Raw genomic sequence first — 19,305 nt, 5'->3', positions numbered from 1 at the left:
AATGGCCGGCGGCAAGCAGGATCAACCGGCAAGCCCGCACCGCGCCGATGCCGTGGATCGGCATGGCGCGGCACATTGCCTTTCTCAGAACTCGGCATCCTCTGCATCGGGGCCGACCATCATCTCCTCGGCCACCTGGTCGGTCCGGCCGCGAATGGCCGCTTCCAGCTTGTCACGCAGTTCCGGATTTTCCTTCAGGAAGGTCTTGGCGTTCTCCCGCCCCTGCCCGATCCGGACGCTGTCATAGGAGAACCAGCTGCCCGACTTCTCCACCAGCCCGGCCTTGACGCCCAGATCCAGGATCTCGCCGATCTTGGACACGCCTTCGCCATACATAATGTCGAACTCGACCTGCTTGAACGGCGGGGCGACCTTGTTCTTCACGACCTTCACGCGGGTGGCGTTGCCCACGATCTCGTCCCGGTCCTTGATCTGGCCGGTGCGGCGGATGTCCAGACGGACGGAAGCGTAGAACTTCAGCGCATTGCCGCCGGTCGTTGTCTCCGGATTGCCGTACATCACGCCGATCTTCATGCGCAGCTGGTTGATGAAGATCACCATGCACCGGCTGCGGCTGATGGAGCCGGTCAGCTTGCGCAGGGATTGCGACATCAATCGAGCCTGCAGGCCGACATGGCTGTCGCCCATCTCGCCCTCGATCTCCGCCCGCGGCACCAGCGCCGCAACCGAATCGACCACCAGCACGTCGATCGCGTTGGACCGCACCAGCGTGTCCACGATCTCCAGCGCCTGCTCGCCCGTATCAGGCTGAGAGACGATCAGCTCGTCAATGTTGACGCCCAGCTTCTTGGCATAGACCGGATCCAGCGCATGTTCGGCATCGACGAAGGCAGCCGTGCCGCCGCCCTTCTGGGCCTCTGCAATCGTGTGCAGCGCCAGGGTGGTCTTGCCGGAGCTTTCCGGGCCATAGATCTCGATCACCCGGCCGCGCGGCAAGCCGCCCACGCCAAGTGCGATGTCGAGGCCAAGCGACCCGGTGGAGATCGACTCCACCTGCATGGTCTCCTTCGAGCCCAGCCTCATCGCCGAACCCTTGCCGAATGCGCGGTCGATCTGGGCGAGCGCCGCGTCCAATGCCTTCTGACGGTCCAAGTTCTTGTCCTTTTCGACCAGCTTCAGTTCTGCCGCCATCTGTGCCTCCGTCAGAACACCCCGCCATGGCAAGCCCTCTTGCAACGCGGCTGTGGATGTTTCCGACCATGTATTCGCTTTGTTCCTTTGGAACAAGAGGCGAACAGATAATTTCCTACCTTAATCAGTTCCCATCCGCGCTCGGCCGCACGGTCCAGCGCAGCCGCCGGGTGCCTCCAGCCGGAACGACCAGTTCGGTGGCGGTGACGCCGTCCTTCAATCGTGCGCCGGGCAGCCCGGTGACGCGCCCGAGAACTGGCGTGTACAGGAGCAGACGGACACGGGCAGGCACCTTGCCGGCATTGCTGATCGTGGCGGCCATCCGCTTGCTCCTGCGGCCGTCGCTGACCTGCCGGCAGGTCAGGAACAGCTGCGTGCTGTCCGCCAGCGGCAGCGCGACCTGCTGTCCGGCGTCGCGATCCGGCAGGCTCTGCTCACCCACCAGCAGGTCGCCGGCGGCTGACGGTTCGAACAGGGTCAGGCCGCCCGCCGGCAAGGCGATGCCCAGACCATGGGCGGCATCGTTCACCGTCTCGAGCCGCATGGCGAGTGGCCGTGCGGATTCACTCGGGTTTCCCGGCAGGCAGGATGCCTGATAGATCAGCGTTGCCTCGATGTCGTCCCGTTGCAGGAAGGCGATCTGCTTCTGCCCCTTGGCGGCGACCGTGACCGGCTCCGGCACGCGGTACAGCCGCAATCCGCCCAATTCCTCTTCCTGCGCCATCATGGCGACGCGCGCGCCGGTGACCGTGATTGCCGCAGGCGGCGGTGGTGGTGGAGGAGGCGGGGGTGGTGGCGCCGGCACCGCGAGCCGGGCGACGCCGCCCAGCTCGAACGCCTCGGTCCCCCGCGACGTGCTTCCCAGCGGATAGCAGGTCAGGTTGAGCGGTCGGGCCCGCGGCGGGCTGGCCAGACTGCGAAAATTACTGGTGATGTTCAGCGTGCCAGCGACCACCAGCAGCTCGGCATCCGGGAAGCTCTGGCCATTGTCGTTCAGCAGGGTCAGCCAGCTGGTCAGCCGCAGCGACAGATCGCCTGCCTCGCCGGCCGCCTGCCCCGGCGCATTCAACGTGGCGACATGATGCGCCTGCCAGTCGAACCCCCAAGCAAGATAGGTCAGCTCCACCTCGTAAGTGCCGCCGATGGCATCGGCGGCCTCGATGGAAAAGACCGGCTGCGCAGACAAGCCGTCCGGCACCCGGTCGAAGCTCAGCCGCTCTGGCAGGCTCGAACAGCGCACCGCCTCGAACCCCTGCTCTGTCTCCAGCACCAGCCCGCCATCGGCGCGGGTGCGGATAATGGCTTCCTCTGCCTGCTCGGCCCCGGTGGCCGGGTTGGTGCGGGTGACGGTCACGCGATTGCCCAGCGTGCCGTCCACCAGCGCTGCAGGGCCCAGCAGGTTGGCGTTCCGGTTCTGCTCCACCGGACCGCCCGGCAGGCCGGTGACAATGGCGCTGACTGCGACCATCCCCTCCGCCACGCCGGTGAAGCGGATGGTGGACTGGCCGACCGGCAGGGTCACCTGGCGCCGCTCGGTGATCATGGCGAAACCACGTGGCCGGCTGCGGTTCATGGCCGTGGTGGGCCGCCGCTCCGGATCGCGGTAGATCGTTACCGCATGGCCCAGCGGGGCGGAGGCATCGACGACCGCCTGCGCGCAAGCCGGCGCGGCAAAAGCCATGGCCAGCAATCCGGCGATCGTCGCGCGCATGGCGCCCCTCCCCCGCCGCGGATCAGTAACGGGTTTCGTAAGTGACGGTCAGTTCGGTCCGGCCGTTGGCCGGCACCGGCACAACATAAAGCCGGCGATCGACGTCGAGCTGCTGCCCCGTGGCGCTTTCCTGCACCACGCGCGTGTCGTTCAGCCAGAAGCCGCGGGACAGGCCGCTCTGCAATAGATCGACCTCCACCGGCTGGCTGCGCGCATTGGTCAGCGTGTAGCGCATGGTGGTGCGCCAATATTCCACCGCCTGCTCCACCGTCGCCGTGCTGGTCGCACCGTCATCCTGCGTCACCCGATAGCGCGCACTGGCGACGAACTCGCCGGAGGAGATCCGCTCTCGCGCCGTCACCTGCGCCTGCACGGTGATGTCGAAGGCTTCCCCCGTGGTCAGGCCCAGCTGGCTGCCGGCCGGGCTGTGCGGGACCTGATCCTCGCCGACGAACTGCGGATTGCCGGCCTGGTCCCGTTGATAGAAGCGCACCGTTCCGGCCGGCAGCGCATCGCCCAGCCCCGTTCCGCCGGCACTGGCACCGCCCGTGCTGAACTGGATCAGGCTGGTGACATTCACCGGCGCCTCGTCACTCGTCAGCCATGGCACGTCGCGGAAGAATGCGCGTCGCGCCGGCACGCCCTGCACATCCAGGAAGCTGACCTGCTTTGTCTGGTTGCTGGCGATCGTGGTCGGCTGCGCCAGCGGGTAGAGGTAGTAGTCGCCCACCCGTTCGCGATCCGTGCTTTCGGTCCCGGGCACCAGCGGCCCGAAGCCGGCCTGGCGCATGGACGACTGCACCTGTTGCCTCACCTGCTGCCTGACACCCGGCAATCCTGCCACCAGCAGCGTGCGGGCATTGGCGAAGGTGGTGCCGGTCTGGTTGTTGAGGGTGACCCAGCCCTGCACCGCCATCGTGCCGGCCGCTTCGTCGAACAGGGCCACGTAATCGGCATTCCACGCCAGACCCGTGGTCAGATAGCGGATTGCCACGGGCCGCGTGCCGGCGGCGGTGCTGTCCACGGTGACGGATAGAGTCGGCCGGGCGCGCAGGTTGGGCGGCACCTCGTCGAAGATCACGCGGACGGGCAAGCCATCGTCGCGCAGCACCTCGATCCGGTCGCCGATGCGCACCACCACCCCGCCCGTGGTGGACAGCACGGTGGCGCGTTCGCGCAGCTCCGCCCCTGTGCCGGGATTGGTGCGGATCAGCGTGACCTGGCGGCCGACCGCCTTGTCCATCAGGCTGCCGGGTGTCAGCAGGTCGAAGTCGAAGTTCTGTTCGACGATCCCGGCATCGGCCGCGGCGAAGCCCAGCGTCTCCGGCCGGATCCGGGCGGACACGTCGGGCAGGACGACCGTGCTGCGTCCCTGCGGGATCGCCAGCTGCCGCACATCCTGTACCAGCGCCTGATCGTTATTGTAGATGGTGACGGAAACCTCGCCCTGCGCGCTTGCGCCCAGCGGTGTGGAGGCATCCTGCGCCTGCGCCGTCACCGCCGCGCAGAGCAGCACGCCGGCACAGGCGATCAATCTGTCGTGACGCGTCATCCAGGCCCCTCCCCCGTTCGCCGCCCCGCGGATCGAATCAGCGGGCGGCGATCACCTGGCCCACCTTGGCGGCAATCTCCGCGACATTGAAGGGCTTGGCCAGAAAGTGCATGTGCGGCTCGTCGATCTCGTCGCGCAGCTGCGCCTCGGCATAGCCGGACATGAACAGCACCGGCATGTCGGGCACCACCGTCCGGATGGCGCGGACCATGGCCGGGCCGTCCATTACCGGCATCACCACGTCGCTGACCACCAGATCGAAGGGCTGCCCCGCCGCCAGTGCGGTACGCAGCTGCTCCAGCCCCTCTTCGCCATCGCCGGCGGTCACGACATCGTGCCCGGCCCGCAGCAAGGCACGCTGCGCGACCAGGCGGACCATATCTTCGTCCTCCACCAGCAGGATGCGGCCGCCACCCGACCATTCGGCTGCGGGCGGCTCCGGCGCGGGCGGGGGCGCCGCCAGCCGGTCCAGCTCCTCCGCGGTGGCGCGATGGACGGGAAGGAAGATGGTGAAACGCGCCCCCCTGGGCGAACCCGGCGCAGCACCCGGCCCGGCCACGTTGTCGGCGAAGATGAACCCGCCCGACTGCTTCACGATGCCGTAGACGGTGGACAGGCCCAGCCCCGTGCCCTTCCCCTGCTCCTTCGTGGTGAAGAACGGCTCGAAGATCTTTGCCAGGTGCTGTTCCGGGATGCCGCCGCCATCATCCTCCGCAATCAGCGCCGTGTACTCGCCCGGCGGGATGATCTGGTTCTCCATGCGGGCAATATCCGTCGCGCCGATCCGCCGGGTGGTAAAGCTGAGCGTGCCGCGCGCATGATCGCCGCGCTTCGCCTGGATGGCGTCGCGCGCATTGACCGCCAGATTCACGATCACCTGCTCCAGCTGGCGCGGATCGGCGCGCACCACCCCCAGGTCGCGGTCGTGCCGCACCTCCAGCGTGATATGCGCGCCCAGCAAGCGCTTCAGCAGCTGGCTGACCTCCGCCAGCACGTCCGGCAATTGCAGGACCTGCGGCTGCAGCGTCTGCTGGCGGGAGAAAGCCAGCAATTGGCGCGTGAGCGAGGCTGCCCGATTGGCATCCGCCTTGATCTGCTGGATTTCGCCATAGTCGCTGTCGCCGGGCAGATGGCGCATCAGCATTAGGTCGCACTGCCCGATGATGGACGTCAGCACATTGTTGAAATCATGCGCGACACCGCCCGCCAGCTGGCCGATCGCCTGCATCTTGCTGGCCTGCGCCACCTGTCGCTTCAGTCGGCTCTGCTCCGTGCTGTCGATCAGCGACAGCAGCACGGCGGCGTCCCCCAGTCCGCGCACCCCGGCAAAGCCAAGCGTGACGGGTTCTTCCGGGCCGGAGCGCAGGCGCACCGCGATCTCGTCCGATGTCGGCGCACCTTGCGCATGACGGCGGACGGCAGCGGAAAGGTCGGCCTTGTCCTGTCGCACAACCAGGTCGGTGGGATAGGTCGGGAGAGGCTGGCTCTGCACGCCAGCCGCGCGGACGAAGGCCGGATTGGCGAACAGCAGCCGTCCGTCGCGATCCGCCACCGCCAGGCCCAGCGGAAGCGACGCCAACACCGCCTCCAGCTGCGCCGCCTGCTCCGGCGGCTCGACGCCCCAGCCAGCCAGCTGGGCACCGGCATCGACCAGCAGCACCAGCGTGCCGCCGGCATCGGGCAGCGGCGCGGATATCATCGCATGCGGATGCCCGTCGCGACCTTCACGGGCGAAATAGATCCGCTCGCGCTCGTCCGCCCGCAACAGGCTGGCGAGTTCCTGCCCGGCAAGGTTGGCCTCGGCGTCACCGGCTGCCTTCGCGGCGAAACCCGGCGTCACCGCTGCCAGCGCACCATCATGAGCCACCAGCGCCGCCTCGATCCCGGCGGTCGAGAGCAGCTGGCCCACGCCGCCGCCCAGCTGGTCGGCCATGGCGACAGCAGGATCCGGCGGCTCGGCCGGCAGGAAGCGCCAGATCAGGTGGTCCTCCCCGGCACCTGTGCGGCGGACAGTGGCCGTCCACCGGCCGTTCCGTCCCGTGACCGCAACGGGGCCGCCGGTGCCATCACGCCAGGCGGTGCGGATCGCGGCGCCCAGAGCGTCCACCATCGCCTCCTCGCCCGACACGCGGGGGGGCGCGATGGTGGCGCCGAAGCCCGCGACATAGATGCTGTTGGCGCAGACCAGCCGGTTCGCCCGATCGGTGATGGCGATGGCGGCACCGCTCTCCACGCCATCCACCTCTATGGCGCCTGCCGTGACCGACCAGTCCGGCAGCAGCACCTCGCCGGTGGCGGGTTGCTCCAGCCGGCGCCGCAGCAGCACCCAGGCGAGCACGCCAAGGGTCAGCAAGCCCCCGGCATAGGCGCTCACCAGAAGGAAGCTGCCCGTGGCGTAATGCAGCAGCGCCAGGCTGGCCGCGACGGCAGCGGCCAGTGCCAGCCACTCCCCGAAGGTCAGCCGGGCCCGGTCGCCGGCGCTCAAGGTGCGACCGGCCCCGAGTGCCGGCGTTCGCGCCGCAGGGCACGGCGGCTCCATTTGCGCGCCACGACCAGCCGCCACACCAGCGCGGCCACGGCATAACCGATGATCGCGCCCACGATCGCCAGGATCAGGTAGCCCAGCGCCGTCGCACCCGCGACTTCCACGAACCAGCCCATGAACGCCCAGGCGTCACCATCGAGCCGCTCCGGCGCCTGCCCGCCGGTGGCCTGATCCAGGAACAGCACCCAGTGGCCCAGCCGGTTGGCCAGCACCAGGAAGAAGGGCAAGGTGAACGGGTTGGTGAGAAAGGTCGCGGCTGCCGCCACCGGCACGTTCGCGCGCACCGGCAATGCCAGGAATGCCGCCAGGAAGATCTGCCCGACCGGCACGATAAAACCCGCAAACAGGCCCAGCGCCACGCCGCGCGGCACCGACCGGCGGGTGAAGCGCCATAGCTCGGGGCTGAGGAAACGATGGGCGATGGGGGCGAGCCAGCGGTTCTGCCCCATCTCCTCCCGCGTCATCATCCGCGGCTTCCACCATTTCTCGCCATCAGCCATGCGCCGCGCCATACACTTTCGGCAGGGGAGCGGAAGCGGGCGGAAGCGCAAACATCAGCGGATCAGCCGCGATCCCGCATCAGGCGCGCCTTGTCCCGCTTCCAGTCCCGATCCTTGATCGTCTGGCGCTTGTCATGCACCTGCTTGCCCTTGGCCAGCGCCAGTTCCACCTTGGCCCTCCCGCGGCTGTTGAAATAGACGGAAAGGGGGATCAGCGTCATGCCCTTGCGCTCCACCGCGCCGATCATCTTCTCGATCTCGCGATTGTGCAGCAGCAGCTTGCGTGGCCGCTTGGGCTCGTGATTGTAGCGGTTGCCGTGGCTGAATTCCGGCACATTGGCATTGATCAGCCACGCCTGCCCATCATTCACCTGGGCATAGCTTTCGGCGATCGACCCCTCGCCACCCCGCAGCGACTTCACCTCCGTGCCGCTGAGCGCAATGCCGGCCTCGAAGGTTTCCTCGATGAAATAGTCGAATCTCGCGCGCCGGTTTTCGGCGACGGTCTTCTGCTTGTCGAAAGTGGCGGGTTTGGGTCTGGCCATGGGAGCCGCGCATGTAGGACGCAAAGCAACCGGCGGGAAGCCCCGCCATGCGAGATGTTGGTGCTAGCCGGGCTGGCCCAGTGCAGCCAGGGCGGCATCAACCGCCGCCCGTGCGGTCTCTCCGCACGGCACGATCGGCAGCCGCACCTCGTCAGTCAGCCAGTCGTGCAGCCTCGCGAGCGCGTACTTCGTGGGCGCGGGACTGGCATCCGCGAACAGGGCGCGATGCAGCGGGAACAGCTGGTCGTTCAATGTCCGCGCGCGCAGCCAGTCGCCGGCGTCGCACGCTGCGTGGAACTGGGCGCACAGGGCCGGCGCGACATTGGCGGTTACCGACACGCACCCGGTCTGGCCCAGCACGCGGCCCGCCAGTGCCAGCGGGTCGTCGCCTGACAACTGGCACAGTCCCTCGCCCGCGCCCAGCCGATGCGTGACGATCCGGGTCACGTCACCGCTGGCGTCCTTCAACGCGACGATCCGCTGCGGGTGCCGCCGGTGCAGCTCCGCCACGGTGTCCGGCAGCAGGTCGGTGACGGTACGGCCGGGCACGTTGTACAGCATGATCGGCAGATCGCACGCCTCCGCCAGAGCGGAGAAATGCGCCAGCAGCCCGGCCTGGCTCGGCCGGTTGTAGTATGGCGCGACACACAGCGCGGCATCGGCACCCAGCTTCTGCGCCTCCTCCAGGTGCCACAGGGCGGTGCGCGTATCGTTGCTGCCGCAGCCGGCAATTACCGGCACCCGCCCGGCGGCGAACTCCACCACCAGCCCGATGACGCGGTGATGCTCCTCATTGTCGAGAGTGGATGCCTCGCCCGTCGTGCCACAGGCGACCAGCGCGGCGGAACCGCTGTCGATCTGCCAGTCCACCAACCGCCGAAGGGCGTTTTCATCCACGGCCCCAGCGCGAAACGGAGTGATGAGTGCAGGAATTGAGCCAGAAAACATTGCGCCGCTTTCATCTTGTCCGGTAACCAAGGCTGCAGCACGGCCATTCGGCCGCCCACCCCTTTTCGTTAAGCGCCTGATAAGGAGCCGCCCGGCACGATGTCCAGCATGCTTCACACCCGATTTGCCGCGCTGCTGCTGGCCAGCGCGCTTGCTTTCCCTCTCCCCGCAACCGCACAAGTGAGCGACCCGGCCGCGGTCGCCGCCGAATATGACCGCAATCGCGCGCAACTGGCCGCCATGCAGCCCGGCCCGATGGCCAACGCAATCGCGCGCTGGCAGGCGTTGAGTGCGGTCGGATCGTTCTCCTTCAACGATTATGCCGGCTTCCTGATGCAATATCCCGGCATGCCGGACGAAACGCGCATGCGCGGCTTTGCCGAAGGGCGGTTGAGCCAGGAATATGCCGATCCGGGTCAGGTGGTCGCGTTCTTCGATCGCTACCCGCCGCTCGGCAATGCGGCACGCGCGCAATATGCGCTGGCGCTGATGGCAGTGCGGCCGGGTGCCGCGGCGGATGTCGCCGTGCAGGCCTGGCGCGGCGGCGAGATGGCCGAGACGGCCGCCGCCACGATCCAGGGCAGCTATGGCGCGCAGCTGACGCAAGCCGATCACGATGCCCGGATGGATGCGCTGCTGTGGCAGCGGGATGCGCTGGCAGCCCAGCGGCAGCTGGTCTGGACCTCGCCGGCGGCGCAGCCGGTGTTCTCGGCCCGGCTTGCCATCCTGCAGGGCGGCGATGGCGCGATCGCCGATCCCGGCGCCAGGGCCGATCCGGGCTGGCTGTACAATCGCAGCCGCGAATTGCGGCAGGAGAACCGGAGCGGAGAGGCAGTGATGCTGGCCGCCCAGCATCCGCAACTGTCGCGCCTGCCCTTCGACCAGACCCGCTGGGTGGAGGAGCAGCTGGCCGTGGCGCGGGCTGCCGACGCTCGCTCCGCCGTGGCGATCGCCGCGCGTATCGACGAGGCGTTCGAGGCCGGGGCCGACATCAGCGCGAAGCCCTACAAGCTGCGCGACGATTATACCTCCCTGGTGTGGCTGGGCGGCACGCAGGCGCTGTGGCAGCTGGGTGACGCGGCCAGCGCCGCGCCGCTATTCTACCGCTATGGCAACGCGGCGCGGACCGGTCCGACCCGGTCCAAGGGGTTCTACTGGGCAGGCTTTGCCGCAGCCCGGGCCGGCGATGCAGCGGGCGCGCAACGATACTACGAAATGGCGGCCGCCTATCCGGACCGCTTCTACGGCCTGCTGGCACTGACGGCGTTGGGCCGGCCGGTGCCGCCCTTCCCCGCCGGGCCGGTGGGCGAACCGACGGCGCAGGAGCGCGAACTGTTCCGCCAGAAGCCGATCACCGCGGCCGTGATGGAAGTGGCGCGCGATGCGCCCTGGCGCACCGGCATCCGCTTCTACCGCGAGCTGGCCGATCAGGCGACCACCGTGGGCGAGAACCTGCTGGTCGCGGAGCTGGCGCGGGAGATCGGCCGGCGGGATCTGGCGGTGAACCTGCTGGATTCGGCGGTGGCCGACGGGCACACCGGGTTCACCCGCATCGGCTTTCCTACGGTGATCCCGCCGGCGGGCACGGACTGGACCATGGTTCACGCCATCGCCCGCCAGGAAAGCCAGTTTGCTCAGAACGCGATCAGCCATGCAGGCGCGCGGGGGCTGATGCAGCTGATGCCCGGCACCGCTCAGGAAGAGGCGAACAAGGCCGGTATCGCGTATCAGCAGTCCAGCCTCATCGAGGATGCCGGGTACAACATGACGCTGGGAGGCAATCACATCCAGCGGCTTTATGCCCGCTATGGCAGCTGGCCGCTGGCGATCGCGGCCTACAATGCCGGTCCCGGCAATGTGAACAAGTGGCTTTCCGCCAATGGCGATCCGCGCACCGGTTCCGTCTCGTGGATCGACTGGATCGAGCGGATCCCGTTCTTCGAGACCAAGAACTATGTCACCCGCGTGATCGAGAATGCCGTGGTTTACGAACAGCTCTATCCCGAGAAGGCGCCGTTCGGCCGCGCGCGCGGGGTGGAGGATTTCCTGCGCTGAGGCTACGGCCGAGCCGATGAAGCAGCCAGGCAATCCCATCACCCCGGCGGGGTTGAGCGCGCTGAAGGCCCGCTACGACCACCTTCTGGGGACCGAGCGGCCGGAGATCGTCGCCATTGTCAGCTGGGCCGCCGGCAATGGCGACCGGTCGGAGAATGGCGACTACCTCTATGGGCGCAAGCGGATGCGGGAGATCGATCGCGAACTGGCGCATCTTGCGCGGCGGATGAAGGCCGCGCGCGTGATCGACCCGGCGGCCACACCCGATCGCAACCGTGCCTTCTTCGGTGCAACCATCACCATCGCGGACGAGGATGACAATCACCGCACGCTGACGCTGGTGGGGGATGACGAGCAGGATGCCTCCGCCGACCGCATTGGCTGGAGCGCGCCGATCGCCCGCGCGCTGCGCGGGGCTGGCGTGGGCGATCTTCGCACCGTGCGCCTGCCGGCGGGAGAAAAGGAGTGGGAAGTGGTGGCGATCAGCTACGCGTAAGCAGCGCCTCCGTGCCGCAACGCACCTGCGGACCGGCGGGATGGGTCAGGTCGAAGGTCACGATGCCGCGCTGATACTGGTCGCGTTCCTGCCACAACGGATGGGCAAGCGATTCCACGGCGTCCGTCACGCCTGACGCCCAATGGCCGTTCACCGTCGCGCGACTGAACTCGTAGTCCTTGCTCTGCGTTTCGAACTGTTCGCGGCGATTGATCAGATGCATCACGCAAACCGCGCCCGGCCGCGGCAAGGCGGAAAGCGTCTGCGCATCGGCATCGTCGCGCAGCTCCGGCGGCAGCTTGGCCAGCAGCCGGGCGGCCGCGAGGCGCAGTTCCTCCAGCTGTTGCTGCAGGTCGGTGTTCATGCGGGTGCGGCTGCTGTAACGGATGTCCTTGTCCCGCTGCAGCACTTCCGAGAGATTTGTCGGCAGGTCGCCCAGTGCGTGGAACAGGTCCACCTGAAACACTGTCAGGTCCGCCTGCGCGGAGGTATCCAGCACGTGCTGCAGCGGCGTGTTGGACACCAGCCCGCCATCCCACCAGGCCTCCCCATCGATCATCACCGGCGGAAAGCCGGGCGGCAGTGCGCCGCTGGCCATCACATGTTCCGGACCGATCTGCCGTTCGCGATTGTCGAAATAGCTGAAATTGCCGGTCCGGACGTTCACCGCCCCCACGCTGAAGCGCATGGCGCCATCATTCAGCCGGTCGAAGTCGATCAGCTGCAGCAACGTGTCGCGCAGCGGACTGGTGTCATACACGCCCAGAGGCTGCATGCCTTCGGGCAGCAGCCATTCGCCCGGCAGTCGCGGCCGGAAGAAGCCCGGCACGCCGCCTGTCATGATGCCGGCGGCGGCCCACTCGTTGAACCATTGACGCATGGGGCCGTCCGGCACCAGCGGTTCGGCCCGCCATTCGGAAGAAACCAGATCCCAGAACTGCCGCAGCCGTTCCATTCGCCGTTCTGGCGGGTTGCCCGCTATGATCGCGGCATTAATCGCGCCGATCGAGATGCCGGCAATCCAGTCCGGCTCGAACCCCGTCTTGTGCAGCGCCTCGTAAACGCCGGCCTGATAGGCACCAAGCGCGCCGCCGCCCTGCAGGACGAGGACATCGGGGCGTTGCTGCAAGGAGCCATGCATCATGGGGCCAAGATGAGGGTCTGCATGCCGCAATGCAACATGGCCCGCCAGATCGCTCAGGCGGCGTGGGATCGCTGCAGCAGGTCAGGGTCCGGTACTGGCAACGCACCCAGCGCCGGCCGGCCCAGGAGATAGCCCTGAACGTAGCGAACACCCAACCGGCGCAGCTCCTCAAGTTCGGCGACGCTCTCGATCCCTTCGGCGATCACGCGGATGTTCATCGCCCGTGCCAGCCGCACCATGGCGGCGACGATCAACCGGCGTGGCTGACTGCTTTCAACGCCGCGAACCAGCGCCATGTCCAGCTTCAGGAAGTCGGTCTGAATATCCGCCAGCAGGCCCAGCCCGGCATGGCCGGCACCGAAATCGTCAATCGCTGTGATGAAGCCATAGGAACGGTAGCTTTCGACGATGTTGCGTACATGCGCCGCGTCCAGCCGCTCGCCTTCCGTGAACTCGAACATAAGCCGGCTTGTCGGCAGGTTCTGCTCTCGCGCGGTGGCGAGTGTCAGCCGGATGCAGGCCTGCGGTGAGTAGACGGCATTCGGCAGGAAGTTGATCGACAGCATGGCTTCGGTTTCCAGCAGGCCGGCGGCGACCGCATCCCTGATTGCGACCACCCGGCAGGCCTGGTCGAAGGTGTAGCGGTTGGCATCGTCCACCTGGTCCAGCACCCAGCCAGCGCCCTGCCCGTCAGGCCCGCGAACCAGCGCCTCGTAGGCGAACACATCTCCGCTCTCCAGATCGACGATGGGCTGGAATGCTGCGCGTATCGCGACGCCGAACGCAGCCCAGTCCTTACAGCCTTCACATCCCATTGTCGGCAATCCCCTGTCACGAACGACGTACCTGTACGATCCTGGCGCTTAAGCAAACGCAAACGGGCGCGGAGGTTGCCCCCCGCGCCCGCTGCAAGGCCGTTGCGGCCAGATGGCTCAGCCGATCAGAAGCGGTAGCCGAGGCCCGCCATGATCTGGTGGCGATCCATGTCGATATCGAAACGGTCGCTGCGGATGCCGTCCGGCCCGCGCACTTCACCATCGCCGTAGTTGGAGTAGCGATACTCGCCCTTCAGGAACAGGTTGGTGTCCAGGGCATATTCCACGCCGCCGCCGATGCGATAGCCATCAAGGTTGATGTCGGTATCAGTGGTGTCGCCGCCAGCGCGCGTCAGCACGTTGTAGCTGGCATTGGTGTAGCCGCCCTTCACGTAGAGCAGTGCCCGCGGGGTTGCCAGGATGCCGGCGCGCAGGCCGACATACAGGTCACGGCCGGCTTCTACCGCACCGACGCCGAAGGTTTCGGCGGCGGCCGTGTCATAGTCGGTTTCCGCGGAGGAGCCCATGTACTCACCCTCGATCCCGAGCAGCGCACCGCCGGCAGCGAAATCGTAACCGACGCCGACGCCGTAGCTGGCGCCTTCCATCGACTGGTCCAGATCATCGGCGTTGTCGATGTCCTGCGAGCTGCCGGGCTTGTTGATATCGTAGCCCACCAGCGCCTCGACGCGAGGACCGGTGAAGGTCGGGTTCTGCTGCGCCATTGCGGGCGCGGCGAACGCGATCACGGAACCGGCGGCGAGAAGTGCGAGACCCTTATTCATAATCGTAACTCCAACTTGTCCAAACGCGCAGCCGATCTTTCCCAGCCTGCGGACCCGTTGAATGTTGGACACACCCGTCAGTTTCATGAACGTAATACAACGAAAAGGGAGTGACAAATCTGCCACATCTTTGTCGATGAACTGCAACAGTGGGGCGACGAACCGTTGAGTTGCGCCGTGCTCGTCCGGGAACCGGTGCAAATTGGCTTTCGTGCCCGCGTGGACTATATGTCGGCGATCATGCCAGACACTGCCCTCATGCCCATCCCCGGTCCGCTCAATCCGGTGCCCGTCGCGCGCGAAGTCACCCCCCGTGGCGATGGCCGTATCGACCTGATCGGCCTGCCCCGCCCGCGCATTGCCGAGCTGCTGGAGCAGGCCGGGCTCGATCGCAAACAGGCCAAGCTCCGCTCGCGCCAGCTGTTCCACTGGCTGTATCATCGCGGCGTGACCGAGTTCGAGGCGATGACCGACATCGCCAAGACGATGCGGCCTTGGCTGACCGAACGCTTCGTGATCGGCCGGCCGGAAGTGGTCGAGGCGCAGCATTCGACCGACGGCACGCGCAAATGGCTGCTGCGCACGTCCGACGGCCACGATTTCGAGATGGTGTTCATTCCCGATGCCGACCGCGGCACATTGTGCGTGTCCAGCCAGGTCGGCTGCACGCTGAACTGTTCGTTCTGCCACACCGGCACGATGCGGCTGGTCCGCAACCTGACCCCGGGGGAGATCGTGGGCCAGGTCATGCTGGCCCGCGACGGCCTCGGCGAATGGCCGCGCGGGACGATGGTGGGGCTGGATGGCGAGGAGGATGAAGGCGGCTACACCACTGACGGACGCCTGCTGACCAACATCGTGATGATGGGCATGGGCGAACCGTTGTACAATTTCGACCATGTGCGGGACGCATTGCAGCTGGTGATGGATGGCGACGGGCTGGCGCTGTCCAAGCGCCGGATCACCCTGTCCACCAGCGGCGTGATCCCGATGATGGAGCGCTGCGGACAGGAAATCGGGGTCAATCTTGCCGTTTCGCTGCACGGGGTGCGCAAGGAAGTGCGTGACGAGCTGGTGCCGCTCAACCGCAAATACGGGATCGAGGATCTGCTGGCCGCCTGCGCCGCCTACCCCGGCGCCTCCAACGCCCGGCGCATCACCTTCGAATATGTCATGCTGAAGGATCGCAACGACAGCGACGAAGACGCGCACGAACTCGTCCGCCTGCTGCGCAAGTATGACCTGCCGGCCAAGGTCAATCTGATCCCGTTCAATCCGTGGCCAGGCTCCGGCTACGAATGCTCCACGCCGGAACGTATTCGCCGCTTTTCCGACATTGTGTTCGAAGGGGGCATCAGCGCCCCGGTGCGCACGCCGCGGGGGCGCGATATCGATGCAGCCTGCGGCCAGCTGAAGACCGCTGCGGAGAAGCGCAGCCGGGCCGACCGGGATCGGGACGCGGCGGCAGCCGCAGCGGAACAACTCGTCCACCAGTAAACAATTGCTCTTGCGGGGCTGACCGATGAACCTGACCCTTGCCCGGTACCGCCGTCCTTTCCTTGCGCATGGCCTGCCATGCGAAGCGATTGTCCGTGCCGATTTCGCCGGCATGCATAGCGAGCTGGCAGTCGATGGCACCGTTGTTGCGCGGGACAGCACGCCTGCCACCGGTGCGGAGTCAACGCGCAATCACCAGCTGGCGGCCACCCTGCCCGATGGCACGTTGCTGCAGGTGGAAGCAGGATATATCAACTGGGTGAATGTCGGCATTGCCGTCCGGGAAGACGGCACGCTGCTGCACGAGAGCCATCCCGGCCGGCGCATCGCCTATCCCGCAAGCGCCAAGAAGATGGTGTCCGACCCCAATATCGACATGAGCCGCTACAACGCCAACAAGGTGCCGCTGCTGGTGGATCTGGCACTGGGCATCCTGTTCTATGTCATCGCGAAGCTGACCGATCTGACGACAGCGGCGCTCGCCGGCGCGGTGATCGGGCTGGCGCTGGTGGTGGTGCAGCGCTTCGTGAAGGTCGACCTGCTGGGTGGCCTGGCCATGTTCGGCGTCGTCATGCTGCTGCTGTCGGCTGCGCTGGCGCTGATCTTCCAGGATGACATGGCCGTGAAGATGCGCACCACCATCCTGGGTGTGATCAGCGCGGTGCTGTTCCTGGGCGACGGGCTGCTGGGCGGCAATCGCCTGGGCAAGGGTATGGTCCGCTACCTGCCCTACACTGATATCGACCCGGGCCGGCTGGCCTTGGGCTTCGGCCTTCTCGGCCTGGTCATGGCCGGGCTGAACTATGCGGTCGCCGTTTATGCCAGCACGGATGTCTGGCTGTTCTACAGCACCTTTGTGGATTTCGTCCTTGGCGCGGCAATGATGCTGCTGGTGTTCCGCTACGCCCGCTCGGGCTCATCAGCGCGCCGTCACGAAACTGTCTCAGCAATCGCAAAATGATGTAACAGTGCAACGATAGCGCCGTCCCATCAACTTGCACGGGGGACAACGTTATGGACAACCAGCTCGATCATCGCGGCTATTGGGACGGCGATACCGACACCAACCGGACGGGCAAGCGCTCTCTGGAGAGCATGGCGGCCGAACGGTTCAGCCGGCGGCAGACCATCATGGGCAGCCTGCAGGCCTCAGCCGCGGCATTCCTGGGCACCGGACTGCTGGCCGCCTGCGACTTCGGTGGCGACAGTGCCGAGGCATTCCTGGTCAATGCCGGGCAGGATGCCTCTGTCCCGGCCGGGCGCACGGTAACGCTGCAAGGCGCCGTGACAAACGGGTCCGCGAATGAGCGTGGCTGGCGCCAGATCAGCGGGCCGACCGTGGAGCTGACCGGCAGTGGTGACACCCTAACCTTCCTGGCACCCGGTGTGGCGCAGGATACGCCGCTGGTGTTTTCGTTCGACGCGCGCAACGCAGACGGCGTGCTGGCGGCCGACACCACCACGATCACCATCACCCCGGCGACCCTGGCCTTCACGGCAGTGGCCAAGAACCGCGCCGACGTGGTGACCGTGCCCGAAGGTTACAGCGTGACCGTGCTGATGCGCACCGGCGACCCGATCGCCGCGGGCGTGCCGGCCTATCGCAATGACGGGACGGACACGAACTTCGCGCAGCGGATCGGCGACCATCACGATGGGTTCGCCTATTTCGGACTGAACGGCGCCGGGCAGAAGGATCTCACCTCCTCCACCCGCGGCCTGATCGCGCAGAACCACGAGAACATCAACCACCAGTACCTGCATGTGAATGGCTCCACCAACGTCTCCACCGGGCCGCGCCCCGCTGCCGAGGCGCTGAAGGAGATCGAGGCGCATGGCGTGGCCGTGACCGAGATCCGCGACACCGGCGACCGGCGATGGACCTGGGTGCAGGACAGCAGCTTTAACCGCCGGCTGACGCCCATGACGCCGATGGTGATGCATGGCCCCGCGCGCGGGTCGGACTTCCTGAAGACCGTCTACTCCCCCGCCGGCACTGATGGTCGTGGCACTATCAACAATTGTGCCATCGGCGTGTCCCTTTGGGCGACCATGATCACGTGCGAGGAGAACTGGGCCGGATATTTCCGCCGCCCGAACAGCGGTGCCAGCAGCGACAACGCCAATCGTTCCAGCCGCGAACTGACGAGCCTGCGCCGCTATGGTGTCACCAGTTCGACCGGCAGCTATGCCTGGTCGACCGTGCAATCGGGCGATGCGGTGTTCCGCAAGTGGGACGCGCGCGCCACCGGCGCCAGCGCCACCGAAGATTACCGCAACGAGCCGCAGCAATATGGCTGGGTGGTCGAATTCGACCCGTACAATCCCGCCGCAGCCCCGCGCAAGCGCACGGCACTGGGCCGGTTCGGCCATGAAGGCGCCTGGATGGGCCTGCCTGTCTCCGGCAGGCCGGTCGCGGTCTACATGGGCGATGATTCCCGCGGAGAATATCTCTACAAATTCGTGTCCGAGGCGAGTTGGAACCCGGCGGATGCCGGTGCGACCGATCCGCTGGCGATCGGTGACAAGTACCTGGACAAGGGCACGCTGCACGTTGCGCGCTTCGATCCCGACGGCACCGGCACCTGGCTGCCGCTGGTATTCGGCAAGGTGCCGAACCGCCCGGCCGTGGGCAGCGAGCCGGAATATGCCTTCGCCAACCAGGCCGACATCTGCGTGAACGCCCGCCTGGCTGCCGATGCGCTGGATGCCACGCCGATGGATCGGCCCGAATGGACGGGCGTGAACCCCGGCAATGGCGAGATCTACCTGACGCTGACCAACTCGAACGCATCCAGCCGTCCGCTGAACGGCACCGATGCCGCCAATCCGCGGCATTACGACGACCCGAAGGCCCGCCCGGGCTTCGAGGATCTGGACGAGAACGCCACCGTTTCCCAGGTCGGCAATCCCAATGGCCACATCATCCGTCTGCGGGAAGATGGCAATGACGGCGCGGCGCCGGCGTTCACCTGGGACATCTACCTGTTCGGGGCGGACAATGTGGATGCCGATCGGGCCAACGTGAACGTCTCCGGCCTGGACGACAGCAATTCCTTCTCCAGCCCGGATGGCCTGTACTTCTCCCGTCCGACCAACCCGGCCGGTCAGGGCAAGCCGCTGATGTGGCTGCAGACGGATGATGGGGCGATGACCGATCGCACCAACAACCAGATGCTGGCCGCCTTCCCCGGGCGCGTGGGTGATGGCGGCGCGCGCACCATTACCAACACCAGCACGAACGGCGCCACCGCGCAGCAGGCGACCTTTGTCGGCGCGGCGGCCACGCCCGCGACTATCAAGCGCTTCCTGGTCGGCCCCGTAGAATGCGAGCTGACCGGCGTCGACACCACGCCTGATGGCCGCACCCTGTTCGCCGGTATCCAGCATCCCGGCGAAGGCGGGGAGCCGACCGCCCCCACCAGCCACTGGCCGCAAAGCCAGTCCGGCGATCGCGCTGGGCGCCCCCGTTCCGCATTGATCGCCGTCACCAAGGATGATGGCGGGATCGTCGGCATCTGAGCTGAGCCGACGCTTCAGGATCGCGGCCGGTCCGTCCT

Annotated in this window: 15 protein-coding genes; 5 read left to right on the top strand and 10 right to left on the bottom strand. The window is 66.9% G+C overall.

Annotated features, from left to right (window positions below):
* Positions 1–84: 84 nt before the first annotated feature.
* The 7 genes from recA to dapA all read right to left on the bottom strand — a co-directional run bounded on the left by recA (position 85) and on the right by dapA (position 8,953).
* Entirely contained in the window at positions 85–1,152 is a 1,068-nt protein-coding gene (gene recA, locus D5S08_RS14110) for a recombinase RecA (RefSeq protein WP_121119669.1), read from the bottom strand.
* Between the two features lie 124 nt (positions 1,153–1,276).
* Positions 1,277–2,863, bottom strand: coding sequence for a DUF4139 domain-containing protein (locus tag D5S08_RS14105; RefSeq protein WP_121119667.1), 1,587 nt, complete (start codon positions 2,861–2,863; stop codon positions 1,277–1,279).
* A 22-nt stretch (positions 2,864–2,885) separates the two neighbouring features.
* Complete coding sequence (locus tag D5S08_RS14100; RefSeq protein ID WP_121119665.1) at positions 2,886–4,415, bottom strand: DUF4139 domain-containing protein; 1,530 nt, start codon at positions 4,413–4,415, stop codon at positions 2,886–2,888.
* Positions 4,416–4,452: 37 nt separating this feature from the next.
* Positions 4,453–6,954, bottom strand: coding sequence for a hybrid sensor histidine kinase/response regulator (locus D5S08_RS14095; protein WP_121119663.1), 2,502 nt, complete (start codon positions 6,952–6,954; stop codon positions 4,453–4,455).
* Positions 6,897–7,460, bottom strand: coding sequence for a DUF2062 domain-containing protein (locus D5S08_RS14090; protein WP_241557423.1), 564 nt, complete (start codon positions 7,458–7,460; stop codon positions 6,897–6,899). Before D5S08_RS14090 ends, D5S08_RS14095 begins: the two co-directional genes overlap by 58 nt.
* A 62-nt stretch (positions 7,461–7,522) precedes the next feature.
* Complete coding sequence (gene smpB / locus D5S08_RS14085; RefSeq protein ID WP_121119661.1) at positions 7,523–8,005, bottom strand: SsrA-binding protein SmpB; 483 nt, start codon at positions 8,003–8,005, stop codon at positions 7,523–7,525.
* A gap of 63 nt (positions 8,006–8,068) precedes the next feature.
* Positions 8,069–8,953: a 4-hydroxy-tetrahydrodipicolinate synthase gene (dapA, locus tag D5S08_RS14080; protein WP_121119659.1), complete on the bottom strand. Its 885-nt coding sequence runs from the start codon at positions 8,951–8,953 to the stop codon at positions 8,069–8,071.
* A 99-nt stretch (positions 8,954–9,052) separates the two neighbouring features.
* Between dapA and D5S08_RS14075 the strand changes: the two genes are divergently transcribed.
* Positions 9,053–11,008 (top strand): lytic transglycosylase domain-containing protein, encoded by a 1,956-nt coding sequence (locus tag D5S08_RS14075; protein WP_121119657.1) that lies wholly within the window; start codon positions 9,053–9,055, stop codon positions 11,006–11,008.
* 16 nt (positions 11,009–11,024) lie between these two features.
* Complete coding sequence (locus D5S08_RS14070) at positions 11,025–11,504, top strand: GreA/GreB family elongation factor (RefSeq protein WP_121119655.1); 480 nt, start codon at positions 11,025–11,027, stop codon at positions 11,502–11,504.
* Here the strand turns inward: D5S08_RS14070 and D5S08_RS14065 are convergent.
* The 3 genes from D5S08_RS14065 to D5S08_RS14055 form a co-directional block, all read right to left on the bottom strand.
* On the bottom strand, positions 11,491–12,648 hold the full coding sequence (locus D5S08_RS14065) for a patatin-like phospholipase family protein (RefSeq protein WP_121119653.1): 1,158 nt from the start codon (positions 12,646–12,648) through the stop codon (positions 11,491–11,493). The two genes, D5S08_RS14070 and D5S08_RS14065, sit on opposite strands and share 14 nt — an antisense overlap.
* Positions 12,649–12,701: 53 nt before the next feature.
* Positions 12,702–13,463 (bottom strand): EAL domain-containing protein, encoded by a 762-nt coding sequence (locus tag D5S08_RS14060; protein WP_121119651.1) that lies wholly within the window; start codon positions 13,461–13,463, stop codon positions 12,702–12,704.
* A gap of 125 nt (positions 13,464–13,588) precedes the next feature.
* Positions 13,589–14,248 (bottom strand): outer membrane protein, encoded by a 660-nt coding sequence (locus D5S08_RS14055; RefSeq protein ID WP_121119649.1) that lies wholly within the window; start codon positions 14,246–14,248, stop codon positions 13,589–13,591.
* A gap of 240 nt (positions 14,249–14,488) precedes the next feature.
* On the opposite strand from D5S08_RS14055, the gene rlmN reads away from it, so the two are divergent.
* The 3 genes from rlmN to D5S08_RS14040 are packed head-to-tail and all read left to right on the top strand — an operon-like array spanning position 14,489 to position 19,267.
* Positions 14,489–15,745 carry a dual-specificity RNA methyltransferase RlmN gene (gene rlmN, locus D5S08_RS14050; protein ID WP_121119722.1) on the top strand — a complete coding sequence of 419 codons (1,257 nt, stop codon included), beginning with the start codon at positions 14,489–14,491 and terminating at the stop codon, positions 15,743–15,745.
* 25 nt (positions 15,746–15,770) lie between these two features.
* Positions 15,771–16,706, top strand: coding sequence for a septation protein IspZ (locus D5S08_RS14045; protein ID WP_121119647.1), 936 nt, complete (start codon positions 15,771–15,773; stop codon positions 16,704–16,706).
* 53 nt (positions 16,707–16,759) lie between these two features.
* Positions 16,760–19,267, top strand: coding sequence for a PhoX family protein (locus D5S08_RS14040; RefSeq protein WP_121119645.1), 2,508 nt, complete (start codon positions 16,760–16,762; stop codon positions 19,265–19,267).
* Positions 19,268–19,305: the final 38 nt, after the last annotated feature.

The sequence above is a fragment of the Croceibacterium ferulae genome (assembly GCF_003660445.1).
Classification (GTDB): domain Bacteria; phylum Pseudomonadota; class Alphaproteobacteria; order Sphingomonadales; family Sphingomonadaceae; genus Croceibacterium; species Croceibacterium ferulae.
Note: the sequence above shows the minus strand (reverse complement) of the source record. Positions and strands in the feature narration are given on the sequence as shown.